At 49.7% G+C, this 25,469-nt stretch carries 22 protein-coding genes and 2 pseudogenes; 15 read left to right on the plus strand and 9 right to left on the minus strand.

Annotated elements, in window-relative coordinates; genetic code table 11:
* The 9 genes from C6Y40_RS02055 to cutA form a co-directional block, all read right to left on the minus strand.
* Entirely contained in the window at nt 1–2,169 is a 2,169-nt protein-coding gene (locus tag C6Y40_RS02055) for a methyl-accepting chemotaxis protein (protein WP_105933102.1), read from the minus strand.
* A complete protein-coding gene (locus C6Y40_RS02060; RefSeq protein ID WP_105933103.1) occupies nt 2,166–2,684 on the minus strand; it encodes a chemotaxis protein CheW in 519 nt (172 codons plus the stop codon). Before C6Y40_RS02060 ends, C6Y40_RS02055 begins: the two co-directional genes overlap by 4 nt.
* Complete coding sequence (locus tag C6Y40_RS02065) at nt 2,684–4,696, minus strand: chemotaxis protein CheA (RefSeq protein WP_105933104.1); 2,013 nt, start codon at nt 4,694–4,696, stop codon at nt 2,684–2,686. The genes C6Y40_RS02060 and C6Y40_RS02065 overlap by 1 nt, the downstream gene beginning before the upstream one ends.
* A 6-nt stretch (nt 4,697–4,702) precedes the next feature.
* Nucleotides 4,703–5,068, minus strand: coding sequence for a response regulator (locus C6Y40_RS02070; protein WP_105933105.1), 366 nt, complete (start codon nt 5,066–5,068; stop codon nt 4,703–4,705).
* A 7-nt stretch (nt 5,069–5,075) separates the two neighbouring features.
* On the minus strand, nt 5,076–6,755 hold the full coding sequence (locus tag C6Y40_RS02075) for an ATP-binding SpoIIE family protein phosphatase (protein WP_105933106.1): 1,680 nt from the start codon (nt 6,753–6,755) through the stop codon (nt 5,076–5,078).
* Between the two features lie 8 nt (nt 6,756–6,763).
* Nucleotides 6,764–7,048 (minus strand): STAS domain-containing protein, encoded by a 285-nt coding sequence (locus tag C6Y40_RS02080; protein WP_105933107.1) that lies wholly within the window; start codon nt 7,046–7,048, stop codon nt 6,764–6,766.
* A gap of 10 nt (nt 7,049–7,058) precedes the next feature.
* On the minus strand, nt 7,059–8,213 hold the full coding sequence (locus C6Y40_RS02085) for a methyl-accepting chemotaxis protein (protein ID WP_105933108.1): 1,155 nt from the start codon (nt 8,211–8,213) through the stop codon (nt 7,059–7,061).
* Between the two features lie 193 nt (nt 8,214–8,406).
* Nucleotides 8,407–10,245 (minus strand): protein-disulfide reductase DsbD, encoded by a 1,839-nt coding sequence (locus C6Y40_RS02090; protein WP_105933109.1) that lies wholly within the window; start codon nt 10,243–10,245, stop codon nt 8,407–8,409.
* A 4-nt stretch (nt 10,246–10,249) separates the two neighbouring features.
* Nucleotides 10,250–10,591 (minus strand): divalent-cation tolerance protein CutA, encoded by a 342-nt coding sequence (gene cutA, locus C6Y40_RS02095; protein ID WP_105933110.1) that lies wholly within the window; start codon nt 10,589–10,591, stop codon nt 10,250–10,252.
* Nucleotides 10,592–10,777: 186 nt separating this feature from the next.
* On the opposite strand from cutA, the gene C6Y40_RS02100 reads away from it, so the two are divergent.
* From C6Y40_RS02100 to C6Y40_RS02170, 15 genes and pseudogenes are all read left to right on the plus strand, one after another.
* The gene (locus C6Y40_RS02100; protein ID WP_105933111.1) at nt 10,778–11,260 is read left to right on the plus strand and encodes an FxsA family protein; all 483 of its coding nucleotides are present in this window, start codon (nt 10,778–10,780) and stop codon (nt 11,258–11,260) included.
* Nucleotides 11,261–11,331: 71 nt separating this feature from the next.
* Nucleotides 11,332–12,002, plus strand: a pseudogene (locus C6Y40_RS02105) (TRAP transporter substrate-binding protein); the annotation flags it as partial.
* Nucleotide 12,003: 1 nt separating this feature from the next.
* Complete coding sequence (locus C6Y40_RS02110; RefSeq protein ID WP_105933112.1) at nt 12,004–12,492, plus strand: TRAP transporter small permease; 489 nt, start codon at nt 12,004–12,006, stop codon at nt 12,490–12,492.
* Nucleotides 12,492–13,653: pseudogene (locus tag C6Y40_RS02115) on the plus strand (TRAP transporter large permease). The gene C6Y40_RS02110 and the pseudogene C6Y40_RS02115 overlap by 1 nt, the downstream one beginning before the upstream one ends.
* 120 nt (nt 13,654–13,773) lie before the next feature.
* Nucleotides 13,774–14,799 (plus strand): LacI family DNA-binding transcriptional regulator, encoded by a 1,026-nt coding sequence (locus C6Y40_RS02120; protein ID WP_105933113.1) that lies wholly within the window; start codon nt 13,774–13,776, stop codon nt 14,797–14,799.
* A gap of 108 nt (nt 14,800–14,907) precedes the next feature.
* Complete coding sequence (locus tag C6Y40_RS02125; RefSeq protein WP_105933114.1) at nt 14,908–16,395, plus strand: UxaA family hydrolase; 1,488 nt, start codon at nt 14,908–14,910, stop codon at nt 16,393–16,395.
* A gap of 13 nt (nt 16,396–16,408) precedes the next feature.
* A complete protein-coding gene (gene uxaC / locus C6Y40_RS02130; RefSeq protein WP_105933115.1) occupies nt 16,409–17,830 on the plus strand; it encodes a glucuronate isomerase in 1,422 nt (473 codons plus the stop codon).
* Between the two features lie 2 nt (nt 17,831–17,832).
* On the plus strand, nt 17,833–19,296 hold the full coding sequence (locus tag C6Y40_RS02135; RefSeq protein WP_105933116.1) for a mannitol dehydrogenase family protein: 1,464 nt from the start codon (nt 17,833–17,835) through the stop codon (nt 19,294–19,296).
* Complete coding sequence (gene eda / locus C6Y40_RS02140) at nt 19,296–19,934, plus strand: bifunctional 4-hydroxy-2-oxoglutarate aldolase/2-dehydro-3-deoxy-phosphogluconate aldolase (RefSeq protein ID WP_105933117.1); 639 nt, start codon at nt 19,296–19,298, stop codon at nt 19,932–19,934. The genes C6Y40_RS02135 and eda overlap by 1 nt, the downstream gene beginning before the upstream one ends.
* On the plus strand, nt 19,931–20,845 hold the full coding sequence (locus C6Y40_RS02145; protein ID WP_105933118.1) for a sugar kinase: 915 nt from the start codon (nt 19,931–19,933) through the stop codon (nt 20,843–20,845). Before eda ends, C6Y40_RS02145 begins: the two co-directional genes overlap by 4 nt.
* 158 nt (nt 20,846–21,003) lie before the next feature.
* Nucleotides 21,004–22,371: an alpha/beta hydrolase family protein gene (locus C6Y40_RS02150; RefSeq protein WP_105933119.1), complete on the plus strand. Its 1,368-nt coding sequence runs from the start codon at nt 21,004–21,006 to the stop codon at nt 22,369–22,371.
* A gap of 1 nt (nt 22,372) precedes the next feature.
* Nucleotides 22,373–23,404: a sensor histidine kinase gene (locus C6Y40_RS02155; protein WP_105933120.1), complete on the plus strand. Its 1,032-nt coding sequence runs from the start codon at nt 22,373–22,375 to the stop codon at nt 23,402–23,404.
* Nucleotides 23,395–24,111 carry a LytR/AlgR family response regulator transcription factor gene (locus C6Y40_RS02160; RefSeq protein WP_105933121.1) on the plus strand — a complete coding sequence of 239 codons (717 nt, stop codon included), beginning with the start codon at nt 23,395–23,397 and terminating at the stop codon, nt 24,109–24,111. The genes C6Y40_RS02155 and C6Y40_RS02160 overlap by 10 nt, the downstream gene beginning before the upstream one ends.
* Before the next feature lie 52 nt (nt 24,112–24,163).
* On the plus strand, nt 24,164–24,613 hold the full coding sequence (locus C6Y40_RS02165) for an FAD synthase family protein (RefSeq protein ID WP_105933122.1): 450 nt from the start codon (nt 24,164–24,166) through the stop codon (nt 24,611–24,613).
* A complete protein-coding gene (locus C6Y40_RS02170) occupies nt 24,610–25,215 on the plus strand; it encodes an SDR family oxidoreductase (protein WP_105933123.1) in 606 nt (201 codons plus the stop codon). Before C6Y40_RS02165 ends, C6Y40_RS02170 begins: the two co-directional genes overlap by 4 nt.
* Nucleotides 25,216–25,469 lie beyond the last annotated feature (254 nt).

The raw sequence follows: 25,469 nt of genomic DNA on the forward strand, positions 1-25,469 counted from the left end.
TTAAAAGCTCTCCCATTCATCATCATCATCGGGCTTTGCGGCGCTGAGTTGCTGAGAACGGGTTGCCATGGTTTTCGCCGATATTTTGGGTTTGCTTTGTGGTTGCGGCGCAGAACGAATAACCGGCGCACTTTCCAGTTTGGTTTCCTGGCCCAACTCAAAGAAATTGACCCGTGAGATTAACTGCGAGGCCTGAGAGCTCATGCTTTCGGCTGCAGCGGCAGCTTCTTCAACCAGGGCAGCATTCTGCTGTGTCATCTCGTCCATCTGCACCACGGCTTTATTAATTTCGTCGATACCGCTGGCTTGTTCGGCGGAGGCCGAGGCAATCTCTGACATAATGTCGTTAACGCGCTGAATTGCGGTGACGATTTCACTCATGGTTGCACCAGACTGATTAACCAGCTCATTACCGCTTTCCACTTTCGTTACTGAGTCAGAAATCAGACCTTTAATGTCCTTCGCCGCATTAGCCGAGCGCTGTGCCAGCGTGCGCACTTCTGAGGCCACGACGGCAAAACCACGACCTTGTTCGCCAGCACGCGCTGCTTCAACTGCCGCGTTGAGTGCCAGTATGTTGGTCTGGAAGGCAATACCATCGATAACGCCGATGATATCCTCAATTTTCTTGGCTGACTGGTTAATGTCTGCCATGGTGCCAACTACCTGCTCAATGAGTTTGCCACCGGAGATGGCCACCCGCGATGCCTCTGAAGCCAGACCATTAGCCTGTTTGGCGTTGTCGGCATTAAGCTGCACGGTACTGGTGATCTCTTCCATACTGGAGGCGGTTTCTTCGAGGCTGGATGCCTGTTGCTCGGTACGGGAAGACAGGTCAGCATTCCCTTTGGCAATTTCGGCCGAGGCGTTATTAATGGTCTCAGAGCCTGAGCGAATCTCATGAATAATGCTCGACAGATTGGCGACAAAATCGTTAACCGACTGCGCCAGCTGTTCAAATTCACCTTCATATTCGCGTTCAAGGCGGCTGGTGAGACTACCTTTGGAAAGCGCGAGCATAACTTCACAGATATCATTAACAGCCATTTTTCGGCCAGTGATGTCTGTGGCGTATTTTACCACCCTGAATACTTTACCGTTGTCATCAATGATGGGGCTGTAAGTGGCCTGGATCCAAACGTCCTTTCCGCCATTGCCAATGCGGTGGTATTCACCCGTTTGGAACTGACCATCTGCCAGCTGTTCCCAGAACAAGCGGTACTCGTTGCTGGAACGAAACGAAGGATCAACAAACATGCTGTGATGCTTGCCTTGTATTTCGCCCAGGGTGTAACCCATTGCATTAAGGAAGTTGTCGTTGGCTTCGAGGATTTTACCGGTTGGATCAAATTCAATAACTGCCTGGGACTGATTAATCGCTTTAATCTGGCCAGAGAAATAGGCGTTTTTGCGTTTTTCTTCGGTAATATCAGTGGCGTATTTTACTACTCGTGTAACCTTACCATTACTGGTGAGTACTGGATTGTAGGATGCCTGAATCCAGACTTCTTCACCGCGGCTGTTGAAACGCAAGAATTCCCCTGCCTCATATTCGCCACGGTTTAATTTTGCCCACAGCTCTTTATATTCAGGTGAGTTTGCGTAGTCTTTATCGACGAATATCCGGTGGTGTTTACCTACGATTTCGCGCTCGTCATAACCCATCAGGTTCAGGAAGTTCTCATTGGCCGTGAGAATTTCGCCGTTGGGACGAAACTCAATAACACCCTGACTTCTGTCCAGCGCGCCGAGCTTATTAGATGTGAGGTTATATTCGGTTTTATCTACCCACTCCACCATCGCCCCGTTGGGATTACCCTGAGCGTCGAGCAGCGGCGTAAGCTTCAGATCAAAGTTGACATCGCCAACTACAATCGATGAGGACATTGGTGCCCGTAAGTCAGCCAGGATGCGGCGTTGGTGGCCTGGATCTTTGTGGAACTGGTCAATGTTCTGCCCCACTAAGTTGTCAGCAGAGAAGTGTGGCAGCACAGTGCGAATATCAGCTTCATATCTTTTAAGCAGGTTATAAACCGCCGGGTTTGCATAAATGATATTTCGATCTTTGTCGGCCACCATGACACCCGATGAAATGGCATTGAGTGCAATTTCATAATATGCCGGCGTTTGTGGTTCTGGCTGGCCCCCAAAAAGGTTACGCAAGTTCATACTGAGCCCTCGTTTTGCTGATTCATGCTGTCAAAAATGCCGATTTCCCTGCTGGTAATCAGTCGTTCTATGTTGACCAGAATGACAAGTCCGTCATCCACGCTGGCCAGGCCGTCCAGGTAGCGGCTGTCGAAAGCGACGCCGAACTCCGGAGGCGGGTGAATTTCGTCTTCGGTGACATTGATAACGTCTGACACGCTGTCTACCACAATGCCTACAATGCGGTCCTGCACGTTAAGCATGATGACAATGGTAAATTCGTTATAAGTGGCTTCACTGACATTAAACTTCACGCGGAGATCGATGATAGGCACAATATCGCCGCGCAGGTTAATAACGCCTTTGATAAAGTCAGGGGCATTGGCAATTTTCGTCACCGGTTCGTAGCCACGAATTTCCTTAACCTGAATAATGGCCAGGCCGTATTGCTCTTCACCCAACATGAATGTCAGATATTCCTTGCTTGCACCACCAGTTGCTGCGATGGCAGCGTCCTGAGATGATACGGTATTCATCAGGCTAACCCCACTTGATTGATTTGTTCATTTTTCATCAGGTTGTCAACATCGATAATCATGGCCACTTTGCCGTCGCCCATGATGGTTGCACCGGATATGCCTTCTACTTTCTTGTAATGGCGTTCCAGGCTCTTAATTACCACCTGTTGTTTGCCTAGCAACTGATCGACAATAATGCCGTAGCGCTTCTTACCGATCTCAACCAGCACAATAATTGAGTTCTCAATTGGCTTACCCGGTTCGTCTATTTGCATTTGCTCGCGCAATGATATGAGCGGCCAGTACTGATCGCGGCTCCATAACATAGTGTCGTTAGCCAGGGTTTTAATTTGCTCTGGCTTCGGTTGCAACGACTCAATGATATTCAGCAGCGGGATAATGTACGTTTCACTGCCCACAGATACACACATACCATCAATAATCGCCAGCGTAAGCGGTAATTTTATGGTAAAGGTAGAGCCTTGTCCGGCAACCGATACGATGTCGATACCGCCTTGAATCGCTTCAATATTTTTACGCACTACATCCATGCCAACACCACGGCCTGACACATCGGTGACCGCATCGGCAGTGGAAAAGCCCGGCGCAAAAATCAACTGCCAGACTTCTTCATCTGGCATTTTAGGATCTACATCGAGGCCGTTAGACAGGGCTTTTTCCAGAATCTTATCCCGATTCAGGCCGCCACCATCATCCTGAATGCTAATCAGAATATTGCCGCCCCGTTGCTCTGCTTTAAGCACTACCGTGCCGGTTTCTGGTTTACCTGCTGCCAGGCGTTTCTCCAGCGGCTCTATGCCGTGATCCAGACTATTGCGTACCAAATGAGTGAGCGGGTCGGCGAGCTTCTCGATCATACTCTTATCGACCTCGGTCTCGCCGCCTTCAATAATCAGGTCAATTTTTTTATCCAGGGTTTTCGCTAAATCCCTAACCAGTCTTGGAAAGCGGTTAAAGACAAACGACACCGGGATCATTCGCATCGACATGACAGCTTCCTGAATTTCGCGAATGTTGCGCGACAATTCGCCAATGGCGCCATTCAGTTTTTCGCCGGTATTGCCTTCTACATCTTCGCCGATCATCGACAAAATGGACTGAGTAATCACCATTTCGCCGACCAGGTTTACCACCGTATCTATTTTTGTGGTCTCGACCCTTATGGAGCCGGCATCGTTCTTTGTAGCAGCTTTGGCTGGCGGTTTTGCCGGTGATTTAGCTGCTTTTGCCGGCGCTTTAGCCGCTGGTGTTGCTGAGGATTTCTCCTGCTCGAAGAAACCATAGGCGTCTTCGTCTTTAATTGGCTGAGCGGGTTTGGGCTCGGTGAAAAATCCAAAGCTGCCGTCGTTGTCGTCATGCCCGGTTTCTGCTGCGGCTGCCTCTGCTTCTGGTTGGCCTGGCGCATCGTCGAAAAAGCCGAAACCGTCGTCCTCCTCATCACTGTCTGTGGCTTGTTGAGGCTGACCGGGTGCGTCGTCAAAGAAGCCAAAGCCGTCATCGTCTTCTTCGGCCATTTCGGCTTCGGGCTGACCGGGTGCGTCATCAAAGAAACCGAAGCTGTCATCGTCTTCTGTAGTGTCCGCTGCAGGGGGCAATTCTGCGTTTGTGCTTTCATCGCCTTCTGCAGACAAAACGCTTTCGAGCGCTGCTTTTCCTTCTTCTATCTGCTGCCAGTTGATTTCACTTTCGTCCTGGTATGCCTGCAGAATATCGCCGAGGGTATCAGTAGTAGCCAGCAACACATCAACAATGTCGGTGGTTAAATCCAGCTCATGGTTACGGGCCTTGTCCAGGATGGTTTCCATCACATGGGTGAGGCCGGTTAAGGCGTCAAAGCCAAAGATGCCACTGCCACCTTTAATAGAGTGTGCGGCGCGAAATATACTGTTGAGCTCTTCCGCGTCGGGGTCGTCTGTAGAAATGTTTAACAGCAATTCCTCCATGGTCTGAAGATGCTCCTGGCTCTCTTCAAAAAACACGGTGTGGAATTGGTTCATATCAACAGACATGTGCGACTAACCAAGCAGTTTTTTAGCAATGGCCAGTAACTTTGACGGATCAAACGGTTTTACCATCCATCCTGTGGCACCGGCCGCTTTGCCCTGACTTTTCAGGGTATCGCCGGCTTCGGTGGTTAATACCACAATGGGCACCGTGCGGTAGCTCATCATGCCTCGCAGGGACTTGATCAGGGTAATACCATCCATACGCGGCATATTCTGATCGGTAAGCACGAAGTCATAACGGGTGGTTTGACACTTATCCAGTGCCGCCTGACCGTCTTCGGCTGAATCTACATTGTAGCCGGCTCCACGCAGGGTAACCTCTACCATTTGACGGATTGACATAGAGTCGTCAACGATTAGTATTTTCTTGCTCATAACTGTATTAATTCCTTGCTATGGAAATAGTAGTTCGATTGCCTCTGGCATTTCGCTCAACTGACTGACTCATGGCTTGAACAAGCCCCAGGCCCCGCCCACTAAGACCTTGCTGGTCGGCGGAACTGTCAGGCAGCGCAAAACCCGAACCGGAGTCTTCCACTGATATCTTTATAAACGTAGTCGAATTTGTGTAAATTTGTATGGTTAACTGATCATTATTTGTCAGGCTGCTCAAACGCTCTTCACGCAATGCCAGGTAGGTAGCAAATCCTTCAAAGTCATTTTTGAGGTTAGAGTCTAAATGGAGGATGCCATGATCAAGGGCGTTATTGATAAGTTCGGCCAGCACGGTAAACGCTTTTTGGCACAGATCTCTGGGCAACCCTGAATTTTGCATGATATTCATAGCCTGATTAAGCACATCAAGACTGGCGATGACTTTGCCACGAATGCAAAACTGATAATCTATCTCACCAAAACTCACCGGCTCTTCTTCGGTGCGGGTTTGTAGCTGACTGCGCAGTGCTTCGCCATTAATCACGCACAGGGTAATGTCATCTTCAATGGCATTGCCCTCAGCAAACTGCAGGCAATCATCCATAATGTGGATCAGGCTTTCGTCATTTCCCGCCAGTTGCTCGGCTTGTGAGATTAATCTGGCTGATGAATAGGCTTCACCGGCCGGGTTGGTTTGTTCAATAATGCCGTCGGTGTAAAGTGCCAGTTGCTGAATTTCTTCCAGCGGAATTTGTTCAGGTTGAATACTGAACTCGCCAGGCTCCATTATGCCCAGCGGCATGGCTTTCGAACGGAATCGCTTTACCTCACCTTGCTTACAACAGCACAAGACGTCCGGCAAACCTGCATTTACAATAGTTACCGTAGAGGAGTAAGGGCAAATTTCAATGCCTAATAGTGCGACAAAGCGATCGTCCGGGATCTCGGTATACAGCTTGCGATTGATCTCGTGAAAAATCTCATCGATAGTTTTACCTTTATTCGCCATGGCTTTAGCGGTTGTGACGATGGGGATAATACAAATCGCTGCTGCCAGGCCATGGCCCATAGCATCTGCCAGAATAAGCTGAATCTTGCCAGAGGGATTCGGTGGTGAAAAAATAGTGTCGCCACTGAAATTTGTCATGGGCCGGCTACGCACAGCGGCAAAATCCGGCAAGTCACACTGACTGTTGGCCATGTTCTGATAAACGTGCTGGGCCAGGCTTTCTTCCTGCGCTTTTTCACTGAGTAACTGCTGTAACAGTTGATATTTATTAGCTAGGTCCAGGCTGGTTCGTTTGAACGTCAACAGGTTACGGATCTTTTCCCATAACAATTCAACGCTAACAGGCTTAACGATGTAGTCGTGCACGCCCTGACTAAAGCTATTACTGATACTATTAAGCTGGTCGTCTGCGGATACCATCATCACATAGGGCGGCAGTTCCATTTGCTGCAAATCGGGTAGCAAGTCTGTGCCCTGCCCATCCGGCAGGTGATTATCCAGAATCACCACGTCAAAGTGGTGTTTCTTAATGACCTCACGGGCATCCTCAATTGCAAAGGCTGAAAAGATCTTTACGCCCCTGAGCATTAAATCGGAAACTAACAACTCACAAAATATTGGATCATCGTCGACAACCAGTACCGATTCTGTTGGTTTGGGGGTTTCTTGTGAGTTCATAACGGTATTTACCCTTTGCGGATCGTAACCATTTTATCAAAGTTGGCAATTTCGAGGACTTCCAGAGCGGTGCCTTTAGCGCTGGCGATTTCGACATCACAGCCATTGGCTTTAGCGCGCTTCTTGAGCAATACCACCATGCCAAGTGCCGCACTATCGAGATAAAGTACTTTTGAAAAGTCCAGTGTAATCAGACCGCCTTTTTTATTTTCCAGAATCTGGTTGTATTGCTCGGTAAAAGACTTATGAAAACTAAAGTCAAAGCGTTCCGGGACTGAAATTGTTGAATTCATTAATGCTCCGTTAAAACAATTCAATCTCACCTGCTTCCACAGAAGAAGATGATACGGGGTTATGCAGTGCCGCCCACTCTGATTTCACTTTTTGCTTAAACTGTTCCGGGTCGTTTAAAAACGCCTGGCGGTGAGCATCGTTCATCAGATCGGCAAGGTTCATATTCAGCAGGGTAACGGTGCCAATGGTGTATTCAATATACTGACGGTTAATGTCGCCGAATTGCAGACTGCGAGTGGCATTATCCAGCGCCGAGTTTAACTGAATCGACAGGTCATGGAGGCCCGACGTGATATTTTGATCATGTTCGGCCTTAACAATTATCCCTTCCAGCGCCTGGTTAATATCTTTTTTGGCTTCAATAACATAACTCACATCATAGGCAGCGAGTACACCGATTCGGTCGCTCAGCGAGGATATTTTGTTATTGATACTGTTAATCTGGGTCTGAATCGATTCGCTAAACTGAGCGGAGCGATTGGATAAGCTGCGTACTTCATCTGCCACTACGGCAAAACCACGGCCATGTTCTCCTGCCCGGGCAGCCTCAATAGCCGCGTTCAGCGCCAGCAAATTAGTTTGTGCTGCAATACTGTCGATATCTTTCAGCGCCTGAATAACCGACGGTACGGTGTCGTTAATGGCGGTAATTTGCTCGAGGATTTCCATGATCCCGGCCGACATATCCACGGTACTCTGGATAAAGCGGTCAAGGGTTACGCCGGTTCGCTCTGCAAAACTGCGCATTCGATCGCTGTACAATTCATCGCTTTCGTCGTCGGCTTTGATTAACTGCAAAATGGTATTGCTTTGCTGATCCACCAGGCCACGCAGGCCAATAAAGCTGGTGCTAAGCGTATCCACTGCGTCGTTGTGGGTGGAAATGATATTGGCCAGGCTCGACTCACAATCGGCCAGCACTTCCGTTGATGTTTGTGCAACACTGTTTAGTGCGGGCTCTGCCGCAAGCGGACTTGCGGTGGTAGCTGGCGCAGATGACGCGGTTTGTGGTGCATTATCACTACTTGCTGGTGAGGCTGGCGCCAGATACTCGTATGCGAATACCGCCGCGGCAAGAATGAGCACTCCAACTACGCCGGAAACAAAATGAGCGAGAATCAGAGCAACGACTGTTGCTATCCCTACAACAAAATATTTATTCATGACTTTCTCTAATCCACAGGCTAACGCTATGAATTGTAGTACATATATGGTGCTACTGTAGGGAAGTATTGAAAGTGTTGCAACTACTTTTATGAGTAGTTGCAACTAATTGATGATTAATCGTTTTTTTTGATATAGATTAAAGTAAATAGTTTGTTTTTGAGTTTGCTTAAACATAAATTTGAATGTTAACTCATTGATTTTTGTTTAATGCGTTTGTTACATGTTGCGCAAAAGGCTCTGCTTTCATAAAGCCGGTTACCCGGGCTTTGGTAAGTTCATTGCCTGCTTCGTCGAACAGTAAAATGGTGGGTAAGCCCAACACGTCAAAGGCATCCTGAAAAGCCAGGTTGGTGGGCGTATTGTCGGTTAAGTCAATCTGCATCCACACCGTGTTACTCAGTGCATCAATCACCGCCGGATCAACGAAGGTGTATTTTTCAAACTCTTTACAGGCCACACACCAGTCCGCGTAGAGATCAACCATAACCGACTTACCCTCTGCGTTGGCGGCGGCAAGCTTTTGTTCAAAATCCTCAAGGTTTTTCACTACCATAAAGGTTGGATGAGAAGTTGTCTGGGAGGTTACTCCGGCGGATGTTCCGGTGGCTTCATAATGCCCACTGCTTTGGCCAAACAAAGCGTTATAGCCCAGCATCGCGGATACAAACAGGCCCAGGAAAATCATCAGTGTTCGCACACCTTTGGCAAAGGTGGCAGCGCTTGGCTGATTAACCACCTGATAGTAGCTGAAAGCCCCCAGACCAAGCGCCGACCAGAGCAGCATGCTGTAGTCTGAATTCCACAGTCGTTCAACAAACACAATTGCGACGGCCAGTAACATAAAGCCAAAGGTGGTTTTAATAATGTTCATCCAGTTACCGGCTTTGGGCAGTAACTTACCGCCGGTCATGGCAAAGATAATCAGCGGAATTCCCATCCCCAGACTCAGCGCGTAAAGAGCAAGGAAGCCCAGTGTCATGTCGCCGCTCTGAGCGATAAATATCAGCACACCGGTGAGTGGCGCAGTCGTGCAGGGTGAGGCGATTAAGCCAGACAAAATCCCCATTACAAATACACCCACAAGACTGCCACGTTGCTGAGCGTTGCTCATGCCACTGACTTTTTCCTGCCACTTACTGGGTAACTGAATCTCGTAAGCACCAAACATGGCGGCGGCCAACGCTACAAAAACCACAATAAAGGTGCCGAGGATATACGGACTCTGGAGCGATGCCTGAAACTGCACGCCGGCAGAGGCAACCACCAGGCCCAGCAATGAGTACATGATGGCCATGCCCTGCACATACACAAACGCGAGCGTGAACGCGCGGGACATTTTAATGTCTTTGCCCTGGCCAATAACGATGCCCGACACGATGGGATACATGGGGAACACACAGGGCGTAAACGCCAGTCCTATCCCCAGCGCTAAAAACAGCAGCAGAGTAAGAGGCAGGTTTTCATCGGATTGCAGCAGGTTAGCCAGATCGTATTGCTCGCTGACTGTTTGCTCAGAGCTCTGAGAGGCTTGCTTTTCGCCACCGCTTAACTCACCGGTGACGCTGGCACCCTGAATTTCGTTGAGGTAAATCACTTTGGTGGTGGGTGGATAGCATAATCCGGCGCTGGCGCAGCCCTGGTAGCGCAGTTTAACCACGCCATCCTGCACGGTTTCGGTAATGGGGTAACTGAACGACACCGTGTTATAAAACACGTCGGAAATGCCAAAGAATTCATCTTCAATCTGTTCAGCCGGGGGGAAGGCCGGTTCGCCCAGTGTGGCATTTTTGGTCGACACCTTAAATTGCTTTTTGTACAGGTAATAGCCGTCTGCGATATCAAAGCGTACTACCAGGGAGTCGCCTTTTTGTGAAAAGTCAAAAACAAAGGCTTCTTCTACCGGGAGAAATGACGGTTCGTCACTGAACAGATCGTCCATGTTATTGTTACTTAACTGGGCCGAAGCCACCGTTGTGAATAACAGGGCAAAAAATGTCAGGGTGATTACTGCTAGCCGGGACTGATTCACCGAATTACTTCCTCTTATTAATGTTTAATTCCTGTTCTACCCAGGAGTTATAAGCCTCGCTCGCTGCACAAGCCGGCACGGCAACCCACTGCGGCACGTCGTAGTTGTGAAGTGCTTTCACCAGTTGCTCTGCTTGTGCAATCTTGTGCTGGTGGGTTTTAATGAGGATCTGGTATTCCTGTTCCTGCGTCACCTGATTATCCCAGCGATAAACCGAGGTCATCCCCGGCATTATCTGCACGCAAGCAGCAAGATTTTGCTCCAGCAACTGATTGGCAATGGTTTCTGCGTTTTGCCGCGAATCCGTAGTGCAATATACGATGCAAAGGTCTGTCATAGTTTTCATAGGACCGGGTTTATCCCAATTATTATTCAACTTGTCCGACTTGCCGGCACTTTACCGAGCAAATCGGGTCTATGACAAGTCAATCATCGTTAGTACGCGATAAACTTACGATACGATGACTTGGGTTTATATAATTGTGCCCCATCTTAATTAACTGAAACTTAAGAATGCAACAGGAAACGTACTTTGCGCTTTTTATTATTACTTTTCATTGTCATGCCAATCGCTGAAATTTCGCTGTTGCTGCAGGTGGGTGACTTAATCGGTGGCTGGAATACGGTTGGGCTAATCGTAGTCACCGCTTTTGTGGGAGCTTATCTGGTTCGTCAGGAAGGCATCTCAACATTACAGACCGCACAAGCGAAACTGGCGCAGAATCAGGTGCCGGGCAAAGAAATGATGGAAGGTATGTTGCTGGTGATTGCCGGCGTACTGTTAGTTACTCCGGGTTTTATTACCGATATCGTCGGTTTTGCTTTTGCGCTGCCATTTTCCCGCAAATTTATTGCCAGCAGAGCGGCCAGTCATCTTACGGTGCGTACGTTTAATGCTTCGCAGCAGTCAACTTATCAGTACAGCAGCCGCCCTTCGGCTCACGATGATGGCGATACTATCGAGGGTGAGTATACTGATAAGTCTGAAAACGATCCGGATAAGCGCCTGAAATAACCTCAGACGCTGTGCTTTCCGGTTAACACTTTTGCTTAGGTGATGCTTCAAGAGTCGCCAGTTTGGCTTCCATGAACATCTTCAGTATTCCCTACATTTTTCGCGACAACGACCATTTCTGGAAAGTGCTTAACAGCGAGGTCGGGCAAGGGCTGCTGGCTGGTGTTGAGCCATTCAGACTTAAAGGTCTGGCCTATTATGACGCTGGCAGTCGCAGTTTTTACACCAATAACAAGCCGGTCAGAACACCGGCTGACTTAGCCGGTATGAAAATTCGAGTACTTAACAGCCCTACTGCAGTACGTACTGTTCGTGAGCTGGGCGGTGCTGCTACGCCGGTAGCCTGGGGCGAGCTCTACACTGCGTTACAACAAGGCGTGGTGGATGGCGCAAAAAACAACCCGCCCAGTTACTACCTGTCTCGTCATTATGAAATTGCCCGTTACTACTCGCTGGATGAGCACACGTCAGTGCCCGACGTGATGCTGATGTCATTGCGGGTATGGAAAACCTCACCGACCAGCAACAGGAATGGGTGGATAAGGCTATGCAGGACTCAGTAATTTTTCAGCGCCAGGCCTGGCAGGAATCTACGCTTGATTCACTGGCAAAGGTCAAAGCTGATGGTGTGGAAGTGATCTATCCGGATAAAAAGCCTTTCGTTGAAGCGGTAAAACCCTTTCACGATAGTCTGCGCGGCACTCCCGTCGGCGATCTCATTTCTCAAATTAAGGCCATGTAGTATGCGCAAGGTTATACGACTCATTGATCAACTCGTGGCCGGCACCCTGATGCTGGCAATGGCGCTCATTTTGCTGACCGTGGTTTGGCAGGTTATCTCCCGTTACATCATGCAGGATCCGGCTTCAGTAACCGAAGAATTATCCCGTTTTCTGCTGATTTGTATTGGCCTGCTCGGTGCAGCATTTGCCTACCGGCAAAAAGTCCATCTGGGTTTTAATCTGGTTGTAAAGAAACAGTCTGAGCATGTTCGTAAGTACATACTCACTCTGGTTGAATTGCTGGTTATCATTTTTTGTGCTGCCACCCTGTTATTTGGCGGCAGCCAGTTGGTATCACTAACGCTGGAACTGGAGCAAATCTCCGCAGCCCTGGGTATTCGGATGGGGTATGTGTATGTGGTGTTGCCGCTGTCCGGGATCCTGCTCATTTGCTACGGGCTAATTAATATCCATAACCTGTGGCTGGCCGACGAAGAAGGAGCGCTATAATGGATTACACCGCACTGGTGCTGGCAGTCACTTTCTTTTTACTGCTGGTCCTTAACGTACCCATTTCATTCAGCATCGGGATTGCCACCATGGCTGCCATGTTGATGAGCATAGATTTTACGCCGGCAGTCACTACCATTGCTCAGCGAATGGCTGGTGGACTGGACAGCTTTGCCTTGCTGGCCATTCCGTTCTTTATATTATCCGGGATGATTATGGGGCGTGGTGGTATAGCCAAGCGCCTTATAAACTGCGCGCTGGCGCTGATAGGATCGCTGCCTGGTGGTCTGGCGTTGGTTAACGTTGTGTCCTGCATGCTGTTTGGGGCTATTTCAGGCTCAGCCGTGGCCACTACGTCTGCCATTGGTAGCTTTATGCTGCCGGAAATGAAAAAGCAGGGTTACGACGAGAACTTCAGCGCGGCGGTTACCGCTGCTGCCTCGACTACAGGTATGCTGATCCCACCCAGTAACATTCTGATTGTTTATGCCATTGCCAGCGGCGGTGTATCTATCGCGGCGCTGTTTATGGCCGGTTATCTACCAGGCGTGATGGTAGGGCTGGCGCTGATGATGGTGTGCTTTGTTCATGCCAAGCGCAAAGGTTATGCAACGGCTGATCGCCTGCCAATGATACTGGTGGTGCAGCAGGTTGCCGCTGCAATACCCAGCTTGTTTTTAATCTTTCTGGTTATTGGCGGAATTGTGGGTGGTATCTTTACCGCCACTGAAGCCGGCGCCATCGCGGTGGTTTATTCACTGATCCTGGCGGTGGGTGTTTACCGCGAAGTAAAACCCAAACAACTGCCGGATATACTGCTGAAATCGGCCGAAACTACCGCTATTGTCATGCTGCTTATCGGTGCTTCTACGGCAATGTCTTGTATGCTGTAATACGCCAACATTCCTGCCGGTGGCGGCGGAACTGGGCATGTCACCGCTGCAGTTTGGTATTATGATTGTATTAAACCTGTCGATTGGTTTGTGCTCACCGCCTGTTGGGGCTGTGCTGTTTATTACCTGTGCCATTGCCAAAACACGCCTGGATAAAATTATCCGGCCGTTGCTGCCACTCTATGTTGCGATGTTTGTGGTGCTGATGCTGATAACCTATGTGGCCTGGTTTAGTGAGGCATTACCGGCACCACTGTTCGGGGTATAAAACCCCGGCTGCTGGTTTGGAAATCAACGAATAACCCGAAAGTGCTGAGAGTAGCCTAACAAACCGGTTAACGGTAAACTCAGACTGATGAATAAAAAACAAAAATAAAGAGTACTCTGCATGGATAAGAAGCCAACCATCAATGATGTGGCACGTATAGCCGGGGTGTCCAAGCGCACCGTCTCCCGGGTTATCAATGGGGCCTCAAATGTTGGCGCCGCTACCCGGGAAAAAATTCAACAGGTGGTGGATGAGCTGGGCTTTTCGCCGGATAAACAGGCCCGGGGCCTGGCTGCCAGCCGTTCTTATCTGATTGGTTTGATTTACGATAACCCGGATGCACTCTATATCGACCAGGTACAACGTGGTGTACTCGATGTTTGTTCGAAAAAAGGCTACGAGCTGGTTGTTCATCCCTGTAATTATCGCAGTGATGATTTTATCAGTAATTGTGTTGGCTTCGTCCGACGCTCAAACATTGACGGCGTGATAGTGCTGCCGCCGGTGTCGGAATCAAACGAACTGGCCACAGCGCTGGAAAATCATGGCATTAACTATGTCAGGCTGACGTCGGTGGATATCGACGATAAAGCCAATATTGTGGTGTCAGACGACCGTGCGGCGTTGAGTGATATGGCGCGCTACCTGGTGTCGTTAGGGCACAAGGACATCGCGATTATTAGTGGTCCAAACCATTACTATTCTACCGTAGAGCGTCTGGAAGGGATTACTAACACACTTCAGGAACTGGGCTTAAACATTCCTGCAGAACGGATTATTGAAGGCAAAAACAGTTATGAGAGCGGTATTGAGTGTGCCCGGGCATTACTGATCCAAACGCCGCGGCCGCAGGTGATTGTGGCCAATAACGATGAAATGGCCGCTGGTGTACTCAAAGTGGCGCATGAACTGGGTATCGATGTCCCCGGCGAGTTATCGGTTGCCGGCTTTGATGATAACTTACTGGCGTCGCGGGTGATCCCATCACTCACTACAGTGCAGCGTCCGGTGGTTGCCATGGCAGGTATTGCCGCGAAAAAGATTGTCGCGCTGATAGAGAATAAGCCGGCTGAAGGTGTGGAAGAATACACTATTAAGCCACACCTTATTATTCGTGAGTCAACACGCAAAGCAACCAAACCATAGCAGATAAAAAATAAAGAAAATCTGCTTTAACGTAATTTGCCACCGGTGGCATTAATGTTAAAAGTGTGGTAATTTAATCAACAACTGGAATAAACGTTTAGAGATTTTATGGCCGATCAAACCAAGCTTATACAAGTGCATCCAAACGATAACGTAGCTGTGTCGACCATGGCGCTGTCTGCCGGCACGATCGTAGATGCATTGTCGGTGACCCTTGCCAGCGATACACCCGCGGGCCATAAAGTTGCCCTGAGTGACATTGCCGCCGGCGAAAAAGTGGTGAAATATGGTTTTGCCATCGGCATTGCGCAGGCTGATATCAAACGTGGTGATCATGTTCACAGCCATAATTTAAAAACGGCATTAAGTGGTCAGGAAAACTATCAGTATGAGCCGGTTGCTGTGCGCCAACCGGTTACCAAGCCATCTCAGGCCAGCTTTATGGGCTATCGCCGGGCAAATGGTAAGGTTGGGATCCGCAACGAAGTCTGGATCATCAATACCGTAGGCTGTGTAAACCGTACTGCTGAGCGCATCGCCGCAGAGTGCGATCGCCGTTTCTTTGGTGAATGCGATGGTTTTCGTTCATTCACCCATCCGTTTGGCTGCTCACAGCTGGGCGATGATCTGCACGATACCCAAACCATACTTGCTTCATTGGCGTCGCACCCCAATGCGGGCGCGGTGCTAATTGTTGGGCTCGGTTGTGAAAACAACCAGTTATCCAATCTGCTTGAGAAAGTAGACCGCCCTGCCGGACAGATCCGGTATTTTAACTCCCAGCAGGTTGGCGACGAAATTGAGGAAGGTATCCGCCTTATTCATGAAATGCTGGCTGATGTTGGCAAGTGTACCCGGGAACCTATTGATGGCAGCGAGTTGGTACTGGGTGTGAAGTGTGGCGGGAGTGATGCGTTTAGTGGCATTACCGCCAACCCGCTGGTGGGTCGCATGACTGATTTAATGGTTAAACAGAACGGCAGTGTGCTGCAAACTGAAACCCCGGAAATGTTCGGTGCCGAACAGTTATTGATGAACCGTGCGACCAGCCAGGCTGTATTCTCCGAAATAGTTGAACTGGTTAACGACTTTAAACAGTATTTTATTGATAACAACCAACCTATTTATGAAAACCCGTCTCCGGGTAATAAAGCCGGCGGACTCACCACACTGGAAGAAAAGTCCCTGGGCGCCGTGCAAAAAGGCGGACAGGCACCGGTAAACGGTGTATTGCAGTATGGCGAGCCTTTGTCAAAGAAAGGCCTCAATTTGCTTCAGGCACCAGGCAACGATGCGGTAAGTTCCACTGCGCTCGCCGCCAGCGGCGCGCACATCATTTTATTCACCACCGGACGGGGTACCCCGCTCGGCTTTCCTGTACCCACAGTGAAAATCTCATCTAACAGTGAAATTGCTCATAAGAAGCCACACTGGATAGATTTTAATGCAGGCCAGATATTGCAGGGCACCAGTATTGATGACTGTGCTGCTCTGCTGTACCAGCAATGCCTGAATATTGCGTCGGGCGAGAAAACCTGCAACGAGAAAAATGGCAGTCACGAGATAGCGATCTGGAAACGTGGCGTAACCCTGTAACAAAGAGACTGATATGAAACCAATACTATTACACGAAGACAGATTGTTTCCGGCCGACGAAGCAACCCGATCTGTTGCTCGCGCGCTGTATCAAACAGTCAAAGACCTGCCTATTATCAGCCCCCACGGTCACACCGATCCGCGCTGGTTTGCCTATGACGAAAATTTTGGTAATGCCACCGAGCTGTTTATTTTACCCGATCACTATGTGTTCAGAATGCTCTATAGTCAGGGCGTTTCGCTGGAGAATCTCGGTATTCGTCGCTGGGATGGTGGTCCAACCGAAAGCGACCCGCAGAAAATCTGGCAGATTTTTGCTGACCATTATTACCTGTTTGCCGGTACGCCATCCAGAATGTGGCTCGATACGGTATTTAAGAATGTGTTTGGTTTAACCGACATGCTGTGCAGCGAAAACGCCATGGAGTACTACCATTTCATCACAGCAGAGCTGGCGAAAGACGCATACAAACCCCGCGCTTTAATGGACCGCTTCAATATTGAACTGATTGCCACCACTGAAGGGGCTCTGGATAATCTTGAGCACCACCGGGTATTAAAAGGCACCGGCTGGGATAAACGTGTTATTACTTCCTTCCGTCCGGATGATGTGGTGGATGCCTCCCGTGAAGACTTCGCACAGAATATTGAGCTACTCGGTGAAATTACCGGTGAAAATACCAGTGACTGGGAAGGTTACCTGGCCGCTATTCGTCAGCGCCGCGCGGTATTCCGCGAGCACGGTGCCACAGCCACCGATCACGGCCACCCAACTGCCCGTACCGCAGATCTGTCGAAGGCTGATTGTCAGGCTTTATTCAGCAAATGCCTGAGCGGCAAAGCCAGCGAAGCTGATCAGGAGTTATTCCGCGCTCAAATGCTTACCGAATTAGCGGGTATGAGTATTGAAGATGGAATGGTTATGCAAATCCATCCGGGCGCATTCCGTAATCACAATAACGATGTGTTTACCAAATTCGGCCGCGACAAAGGCGCAGACATTCCGCTGCAAACCGAATACGTCAACGCCTTAAAACCGCTATTGGATAAATACGGCAACGATCCGCGCCTGAACATCATTTTGTTTACGCTTGATGAAACCGTCTATTCCCGTGAGCTGGCGCCGCTGGCTGGTCATTATCCGTGCCTTAAGCTGGGCCCTGCCTGGTGGTTCCACGATAGCCCGGAAGGCATGCTGCGTTATCGCCATCAGGTAACCGAAACCGCCGGTTTATTTAATACCGTTGGCTTTAACGATGACACCCGCGCCTTCCTGTCGATTCCGGCTCGCCACGACGTAGCCCGCCGTATTGATTGCCGGTTCCTTGCCAATATGGTGGTGGAACACCGAATTAGCGAAGAAGAAGCTGGCAGCCTGATTAAACAGCTGTCTTACGATCTGGCGAAAAAAGCTTACAAACTGGGGCAGGCATAATCATGGCGGCGTCGTTAAATAATGCTACACTGGCCACCTTGCCTGCCGAGGTAAAAAAGCCTGACTACGATCGCGCTGTACGCAGCCGCGGTATTGTGCACATTGGGCCGGGCGCATTTCATCGCGCCCATCAGGCTGTGTATACCGACATGGCGATGGCTTATGGTGGTAACTGGCGAATTACCGGTGTGTCGATGCGCAGCGCTACGCTGAAACAAAAAATGGCCGATCAGGACAATCTGTATTCACTGGTAGTACTGGATAACGAGCCCTATGTGCAGGTAATTGGCGCTTTCGACAGCGTACTGGTATTAAATGAAGACCGTGAAGCCATTATGGCTGCGCTGACCGACGCCAACACGCATATTATTTCGTTAACGATTACTGAGAAGGGGTATTGCCTGGCCAGTAATGGTGAGCTGGATACGTCCCATGCCGACATCATGCACGATTTATCCAATCCTGATGAGCCGGTATCGGCGGTAGGGCTTATCGTAAGTGCGCTCAAGCACCGCTTTGAACAGCAACAGACTGATATTACCGTAATCAGTTGCGACAACCTGGCTGATAACGGCAAAAAGCTGGCCAAAGCCGTATTGCAGTTTGCTCAGAAAATCCAGCCCGAACTGGCGCATTGGATTGAACAGAACATTGCCTTTCCCTGCACCATGGTTGATAGCATTACGCCGGCCACCGATGAAGCACTGATTAGCCTGGCAGCCGACAAGCTGGGTGTTGAAGATGCCTGGCCTATCCAGCGCGAAGGCTTTACCCAGTGGGTGGTTGAGGACAAATTCAGCGGGCCGCGTCCGGCCTGGGATAAGGTTGGTGTCACCTTTACCGATGATGTCGCCGCCTTTGAAAATGCCAAACTGCGTATTTTAAATGGCACTCACTCAACGCTTGCTTACACCGGTATTTTGCTTGGTAAAGAAACCGTTTATGAAGCGATCAGCGACAGCGCCCTGGAAGCCTTTATTCGTCGTTTGCTCAGTGATGAAATTATTCCATCTATCAATGCAGAAGGCGTGATGGATTTACCGGCCTACGCGGAAGATATTTTAAATCGCTACAAGAACCGCCACATTCGCCACTTGTTGGCACAAATCGCCTGGGATGGCTCGCAGAAGCTTCCTTTCCGTGTGCTTAATACCGTGCGCGACAACTTAAAACTTGGTCAGCAGGCAAAACTGCTGTGCGTACCGATTGCAGCATGGATTTTATTTATTGCTAAACGTGCTAGCGACCAGGAAGAGCTGGTGGATCCGCTGGCAGAAACCTTAATTGGTTTAGCCAGTCAGCACCAGGGTGACCTGCCGGCGCTCGGTGCAGCGGTGCTGAATCTGCCTCAGGTGTTCGCCGAACTGACGGCCAACAAATGGTTTAAAGACACCGTGCAGGAATACGTTGAGGTGCTGTCATCCATCACCGGCGACAATGCTGCCGACGTGTTAGGAGCACTGTAATGAGCGACTTTAAAAGCCTGATAGAGGGCACGCCATTACTACCGATTCTGCAACCACACAGTGTAGAGCAGGCCGTTAATATTGCCGGTGCCGTGCATGCCAGTGGTTTACGTAGTATTGAAGTGGTGCGCCGTACACCAGTAGCCGCGGCTGCGGTTACCGCCATTCGCGAAGCTTTTCCGGAGCTATTGGTGGGCATGGGCACCGTGTTAAATCAGGCGCATGTGCAGGAAGCGGTAGACGCCGGAAGTCAGTTTATTATTACCCCGACTCTCAGTGAAAAACTGCTGTCGGCGCTGAGCGACATTAATATTCCCTATCTGCCTGGTACTGCTTCTCCCTCAGACATTTTACTGGCCGTTGAGGCCGGCTTGTCGGAAGTGAAATTCTTTCCGGCCAGTTTAAGCGGTGGTGCCGCTATGCTGAAAAATTTCAGCGCTATTTTTCCGGAAGTATCACTCTGCCCAACCGGTGGTATTTCCAATTCTAATTTGCATGAGTACAGCAGCCTGCCTAACGTGTTCGCCGTGGGCGGCTCCTGGATGATTCCAAAGAGCTGTGTAGCAAGCGGCGACTGGCAGGGCGTAACCGCTGCCTGTGCGCTGGCGCAACAACAATTTACTAAGGATGCCGCGTGAAAAGAGTCGTCATTTTTGGGGAATGTATGGTGGAACTGGTGTCAACCAGCGCCACCGAACTAAAGAAGAGTTTTGCGGGTGACACCTACAACACCGCAGTGTACTTAAAACGCAATGCGCCGGGCCTGTCGGTAAGTTATCTGACCGCTATTGGCGAAGACTTTTTAAGTAATGAACTGCTGTTTGCCATGGGTGATGAGCAAATAAATACCGACCATGTTTATCGCTGTAGCAAGCGTAATCTGGGTTTGTATATGGTACGAACCGACAAGTACGGCGAGCGTACCTTTGCCTACTGGCGGGATGGCTCGGCAGCCACACAAACCCTCAATGTGATGACTCAGGCCCCGGATAATATCGAGATGTTTTATTTTTCGGGCATTTCGGTGGCTATTTTAGATGTTGAGCAGCGCGAGAAGCTGTTTGACCTGATCAAGACCTTACGCAGCAGCGGCTGCCGAATTGTCTTTGATCCTAACTACCGCCCGCGCCTGTGGCGTGATCAGCAGGAAGCTCAGGAGTGGATGGATAAAAGTTATCAGGTTGCTGATATCGCGTTCCCTGGTGGCGATGATCACCTCGCACTATATGGGCATACCAATGCTGATGACGTGCTCGCGCACCTCGCCCCGTTTGGCATTGGCGAAGTGGTAATGAAAAACGGCGCAGTAGGTGTGCATATTGTCAATCACCAAGGCCAGTTTATCGTTCCGGTGCAAACGGTAACTAATGTGGTGGATACCACCGCCGCTGGCGATGCGTTTAACGGCGGCTATCTTGCTGCGCGGTTATCCGGCAAAAACGTGACGGAGTCCGCCAGCTTTGGTGCCATGGTGGCCGGTACGGTTATCCAGCACCCCGGTGCCATTATTCCGGCCGACACGTTAAGAAAGGCCGTAACACCCCTTTAAGGAATATCTCAGCAGGGTAACTTTGCCCTGCTGGCTAACCGCTCATCCCCCTCCATTTACCATTTACCCGTCGTTATCACCGTTAGTCATTTATTCCACCAGACTTGATTTAATCAGGCATTCTGTGTTCCATAGCACAACCGTTAAGGAGACATTTCATGCTTAAATGGATAACAGGTTTGGTTGCCGGATTAGTCCTGGCAACTAGCAGCGCGGCCATGGAAACCGCGGGTGATTGGCACGGCGAACTCAATATTCAGCCTGGTGTATCATTGCCTTTGGTACTGCATATTGCGGGCAGTGAGCCCGACTGGCAGGTTAGTCTGGATAGCCCGAACCAGGGGGCATTCGGCATCCCGGGCAGTGCCGAGAAAATGACAGATACGCAGGTAACGTTGAAGTTTGCTGCCATCGGTGCTTCTTATGAGGCGGCGCTGGAAGACGGCAAGCTGGCAGGGACATTCACTCAAAGCGGCAAGTCTTTTGCGCTGACCCTGGCCCGCCAGACCGAGGAAGGAAAAGAGAAAGCCAAACAAGCCGCGGCACGACCTCAGCACCCTGAAGCGCCTTTTCCCTATACCGTTGAAGAAGTCAGTTACCCACATACTACCGGGGCTTTTGAGTTTGCCGCAACGCTTACTCTGCCTGACGGCAAAGGCCCTTTCCCGGCTGCCATACTGGTGTCCGGCTCGGGCCCGCAGGATCGTGATGAGACCCTGATGGGTCATAAGCCTTTTCTGGTGATTGCCGACCATCTGACTAAAGCCGGCATCGCGGTATTACGGTTTGATGATCGCGGTACTGCTAAAAGTGGCGGTACCTTTGCCGGAGCAACCATTGATGATTTCAGCACCGACGTGGCATCCGCTTTCGAGTACTTAAACACCCGGGATGAAATAAACCAGCAAAAGATTGGTCTAATCGGACACAGTGAGGGCGGTGTCACGGCACCACTGTTTGCAGCCCGTCAGCCAGACGTTGCATTTGTTGTGTTGCTGGCAGGATTAGGTGTGGATGGCACAACACTATGGGCAGAACAACAACGGGATATGGCGGTGGCCTACGGATTGCCCAATGGCGAGGCTATTTATCAGGCGATGCGCGTGTTTGCTGAGCAGGTGATTGCCGGGGAAAGCCCTCAGGCCATAGAGCAGGATTTACTGAGCAAAGGTTATGACAAAGCCACAGCCCAACAGTATCTTAAAGTGGTGGCTAACGAGTGGGGGCGAAGTTTTTTAACCTATCAGCCTGAAGAGGTATTGCCAAAGCTGACTATGCCGGTACTGGCATTAAATGGCGAGAAGGATTTGCAGGTGGCTGCAGCCACGAATATCGGAGGTATGGAGGCCATTTTTGCAAGCTCGGAAAACGAGGATGTAACGCTGAAAATACTGCCGGATCTTAATCACCTTTTTCAGCAGGCTGAATCCGGCCTGCCGGACGAATATGGCAGGATTAATCAGACGTTTGCGCCACAGGCGCTATTGATTATCAGTGACTGGATCAGCAGCCGGGTGGGAGAATAGTGTGAAGCAATACTGGCTGCTCCAGGTTACCGGTTGGGGACTATTCTACGCCATTGACTCAATGTTAAAAGTGGCTGCAGGCATAGTCAGCTATCCGTTATTTATCGCTGTCTTTATCCTCTATGGCTTTGCTATGGCGGCTTCACATTGTTTGCGCATCTGGTATCGCCGCTGGCAGCGCTTACCCTTGTTAAAAGTCGTTGCCGGCGTCATAACAGCATCCCTGCTTGCTGCCGGCGGCGCAACGAGTCTGATGCTCGGCACCCTGGTGGTCATCAAAAACCCGATTATCCAACAGGCCAGTGGCGCATTGGATTTGCTGTTTATTAACAATTTGCTGGTGGTTTGGGCCGTTCTGCTTATCTGGAGTGGCCTGTACTTTTTTATTACCCGGCAACGTAAAGTAGATGAGCTTGAGACGACTCAGGAAGACCTCCAGCAAAACCTGCAACAGGCGCAGTTAAACGCCTTGCTGAGTCAGTTGAATCCGCACTTTATGTTTAACTGCATTAATAATATTCGTGCACTGATATTAGAAGATGCGGCTAAGGCCAGAGAGATGCTGGCCAATCTGGCTGATATGCTAAGGTATAATCTGCAAAGTGATGCCGGGGAAACCTCATCGTTGTCTGCCGAACTGGCTATTGTTGAGACTTACGTGAGCCTGATGAAGATGCAGTATGAATCCCGTCTGGCCTACCAGGTGACGGTGGACGATAAAGTTAGCCAGGATTGCCCCGTACCGCGATTAATGCTGCAATTGCTGGTGGAGAACGCTATCAAGCATGGTATCGCCAGGCAGGTAGAGGGCGGTGTGGTTAGCGTGTCTATCGGCCTTGCCGAGCATTGCCTGCTGATTGAAGTGGCCAACCCTGGTTCACTGAATGCCGGCCAGGGCGGTATAGGCGTTGAGAATATTCGTCAGCGGCTGGCAATACTTTATACAGAGCAGCAGGCGTTTACGCTGAGCCAACAGCAAGACAAGGTCGTGGCACGGGTACAAATACCGTATAAGGACAAACCATGCGGGTAGTCATAGTGGAAGACAGCCGACTGGCGAGACTGGAGTTGTGTGAGCAGTTGTCGCAACTGCCAAATGTCACTCTGGTGGGGCAGGCCGATACAGTGGAAAGTGCCACTGCTCTTATCGACGAAGTGCAGCCCGACCTGATTCTGCTGGACATCGACTTACCCGGAGGCACCGGCTTCGACTTACTAGAGCAACTTGAGGTATTGCCAAAAGTGGTGTTTACCACTGCCTTTGACGAATTTGCTGTGCGCTCTTTTGAAGTGGATGCGCTGGATTATTTGCTTAAACCCATTACCTTACCGCGATTAACCAAAGCCCTGGCCAAAGCTGAGGCGCAACTTGCCGCGCAAGAGGCTGTAACCACCGAGTCCAGACTGCATGGCGACAGCCAGTTGTTTTTAAAAGAGGGCGAGCAATGCTGGCTGATCAGGCTTAAACAGGTACAGCTGTTTGAATCGGTTGGTAATTACACAAGGGTTTATTTTGATCAGCATAAGCCGATGTTGAATAAGGCCATTTCGCATATTGAGGCGCGTTTGCCTGAAGCCGAATTTTTTCGCATCAACCGTTCAGAAATTATCAACCTGGCCTTTATCGACGATATTGAAGTGCCGCTTAACGGCCAGTGGCAGGTACGTATGCAAAACGGGCGTATTCTGGTGCCCTCACGCCGCCAGGCTCAGGCATTCAGGCAACGGTTATCACTGTAACCCCGCTTAAACAATGTTATCCTAATTACATAGCTACGCAGGAAGAATAAAAATGAAACCAATAGTATATGTATCCGGCACCTTTGATTTATTTCACAGTAACCATCTTAAGATGATTGAATATGGCGCTGGCTTTGGTGGTACTTTAATTGTGGGCGTTAGTACGGATGAACTTGTCTGTACCTATAAGAATCCCCCTGCAGTGCCTTATGAAGAGCGTGCGGCGATTATTTCTGCTTTAAAATACCCCAATATGGTTATCCCTCAGCGCTCGTTGGATCATACCGACCGGGTAAAAGATCTCAATATCGACGTGTTCGTGGTAGGGGATGACTGGCGCGGAAAATATGATTACCTGCGCGACTTAGGCGTGGAAGTTTACTACTTCCCTTATGGTGAAGGGGTGAGTTCCACCAGATTAAAACAGCAAATCACCGAACAATACAACAAGTTGAAAAGCACCGCCGATAAGCACGAAAACCCGGAGATTAAAAAATCATGAAGCGAGTATTAATCACCGGGGGCAGCGGCGATTGGGCGCAGAGTTTTAAGCAGCAATACGGTAATCAATTCCACATTGATACGCCAGGGCGCAGTGAGCTGGATGTCACCAGCGAAGACTCTGTTAAAGCCTATTTTGCCGGACTTTCTGCTCCCTACGATATTGTGATCAACAATGCCGGCTCTATCCATCCTAAGCGTATTCTGGAGTCTGACAGTGCGTTGTGGGTTAATGATATTCAGGTGAATCTGGTGGGTACGTATTATGTATGTAAGTATGCGCTTACTGATTCTGAATCTACTCAGCTAATTCAGATCTCATCAACGGCTGGGTTTAATGCCTACAAGGACTGGTCGTCGTACTGTGCGTCAAAAGCCGGCGTGATCACCTTATCGAAAAGTCTCGCTGCCGATGGTTACAACTCAATTTGTTTATGCCCCGGCGCTATTGATACCAAATTCCGCGATTACTTTGATTTACCAAACAATAATATGATGACCTGCGAACAACTCACCGGCTACGTGATGCAGGTAATCAACGGTGAATTTACACCCGGAGATGTGCTGTTTATCCGGGCTAACGAGTTTGAGTTGAATCCGTAAACAGGAATAACAAGCCAGCGTTGCAACTGTTTTGCCATAGAAAGTGAATTTATAGCGAGTCGCGGTAAACGTATTTCGCTAACGGGTGGTTACGGGCACGCAAATCGCGAATGAAAAACTGTGCTACCTTGGAAGCGCCCACCACATTTAAATGGGTGTTGTAGGTTTTGCCATCCGGATAGCGGGCGTTGAGCGATATTTAAGCATTCATGCTCTCGCCCTGTTATCAGGCCCTTGTTAAATAGCGATTGCCA

The sequence above is a fragment of the Marisediminitalea alba genome, from assembly GCF_002993365.1.
GTDB lineage: Bacteria > Pseudomonadota > Gammaproteobacteria > Enterobacterales > Alteromonadaceae > Alteromonas > Alteromonas alba.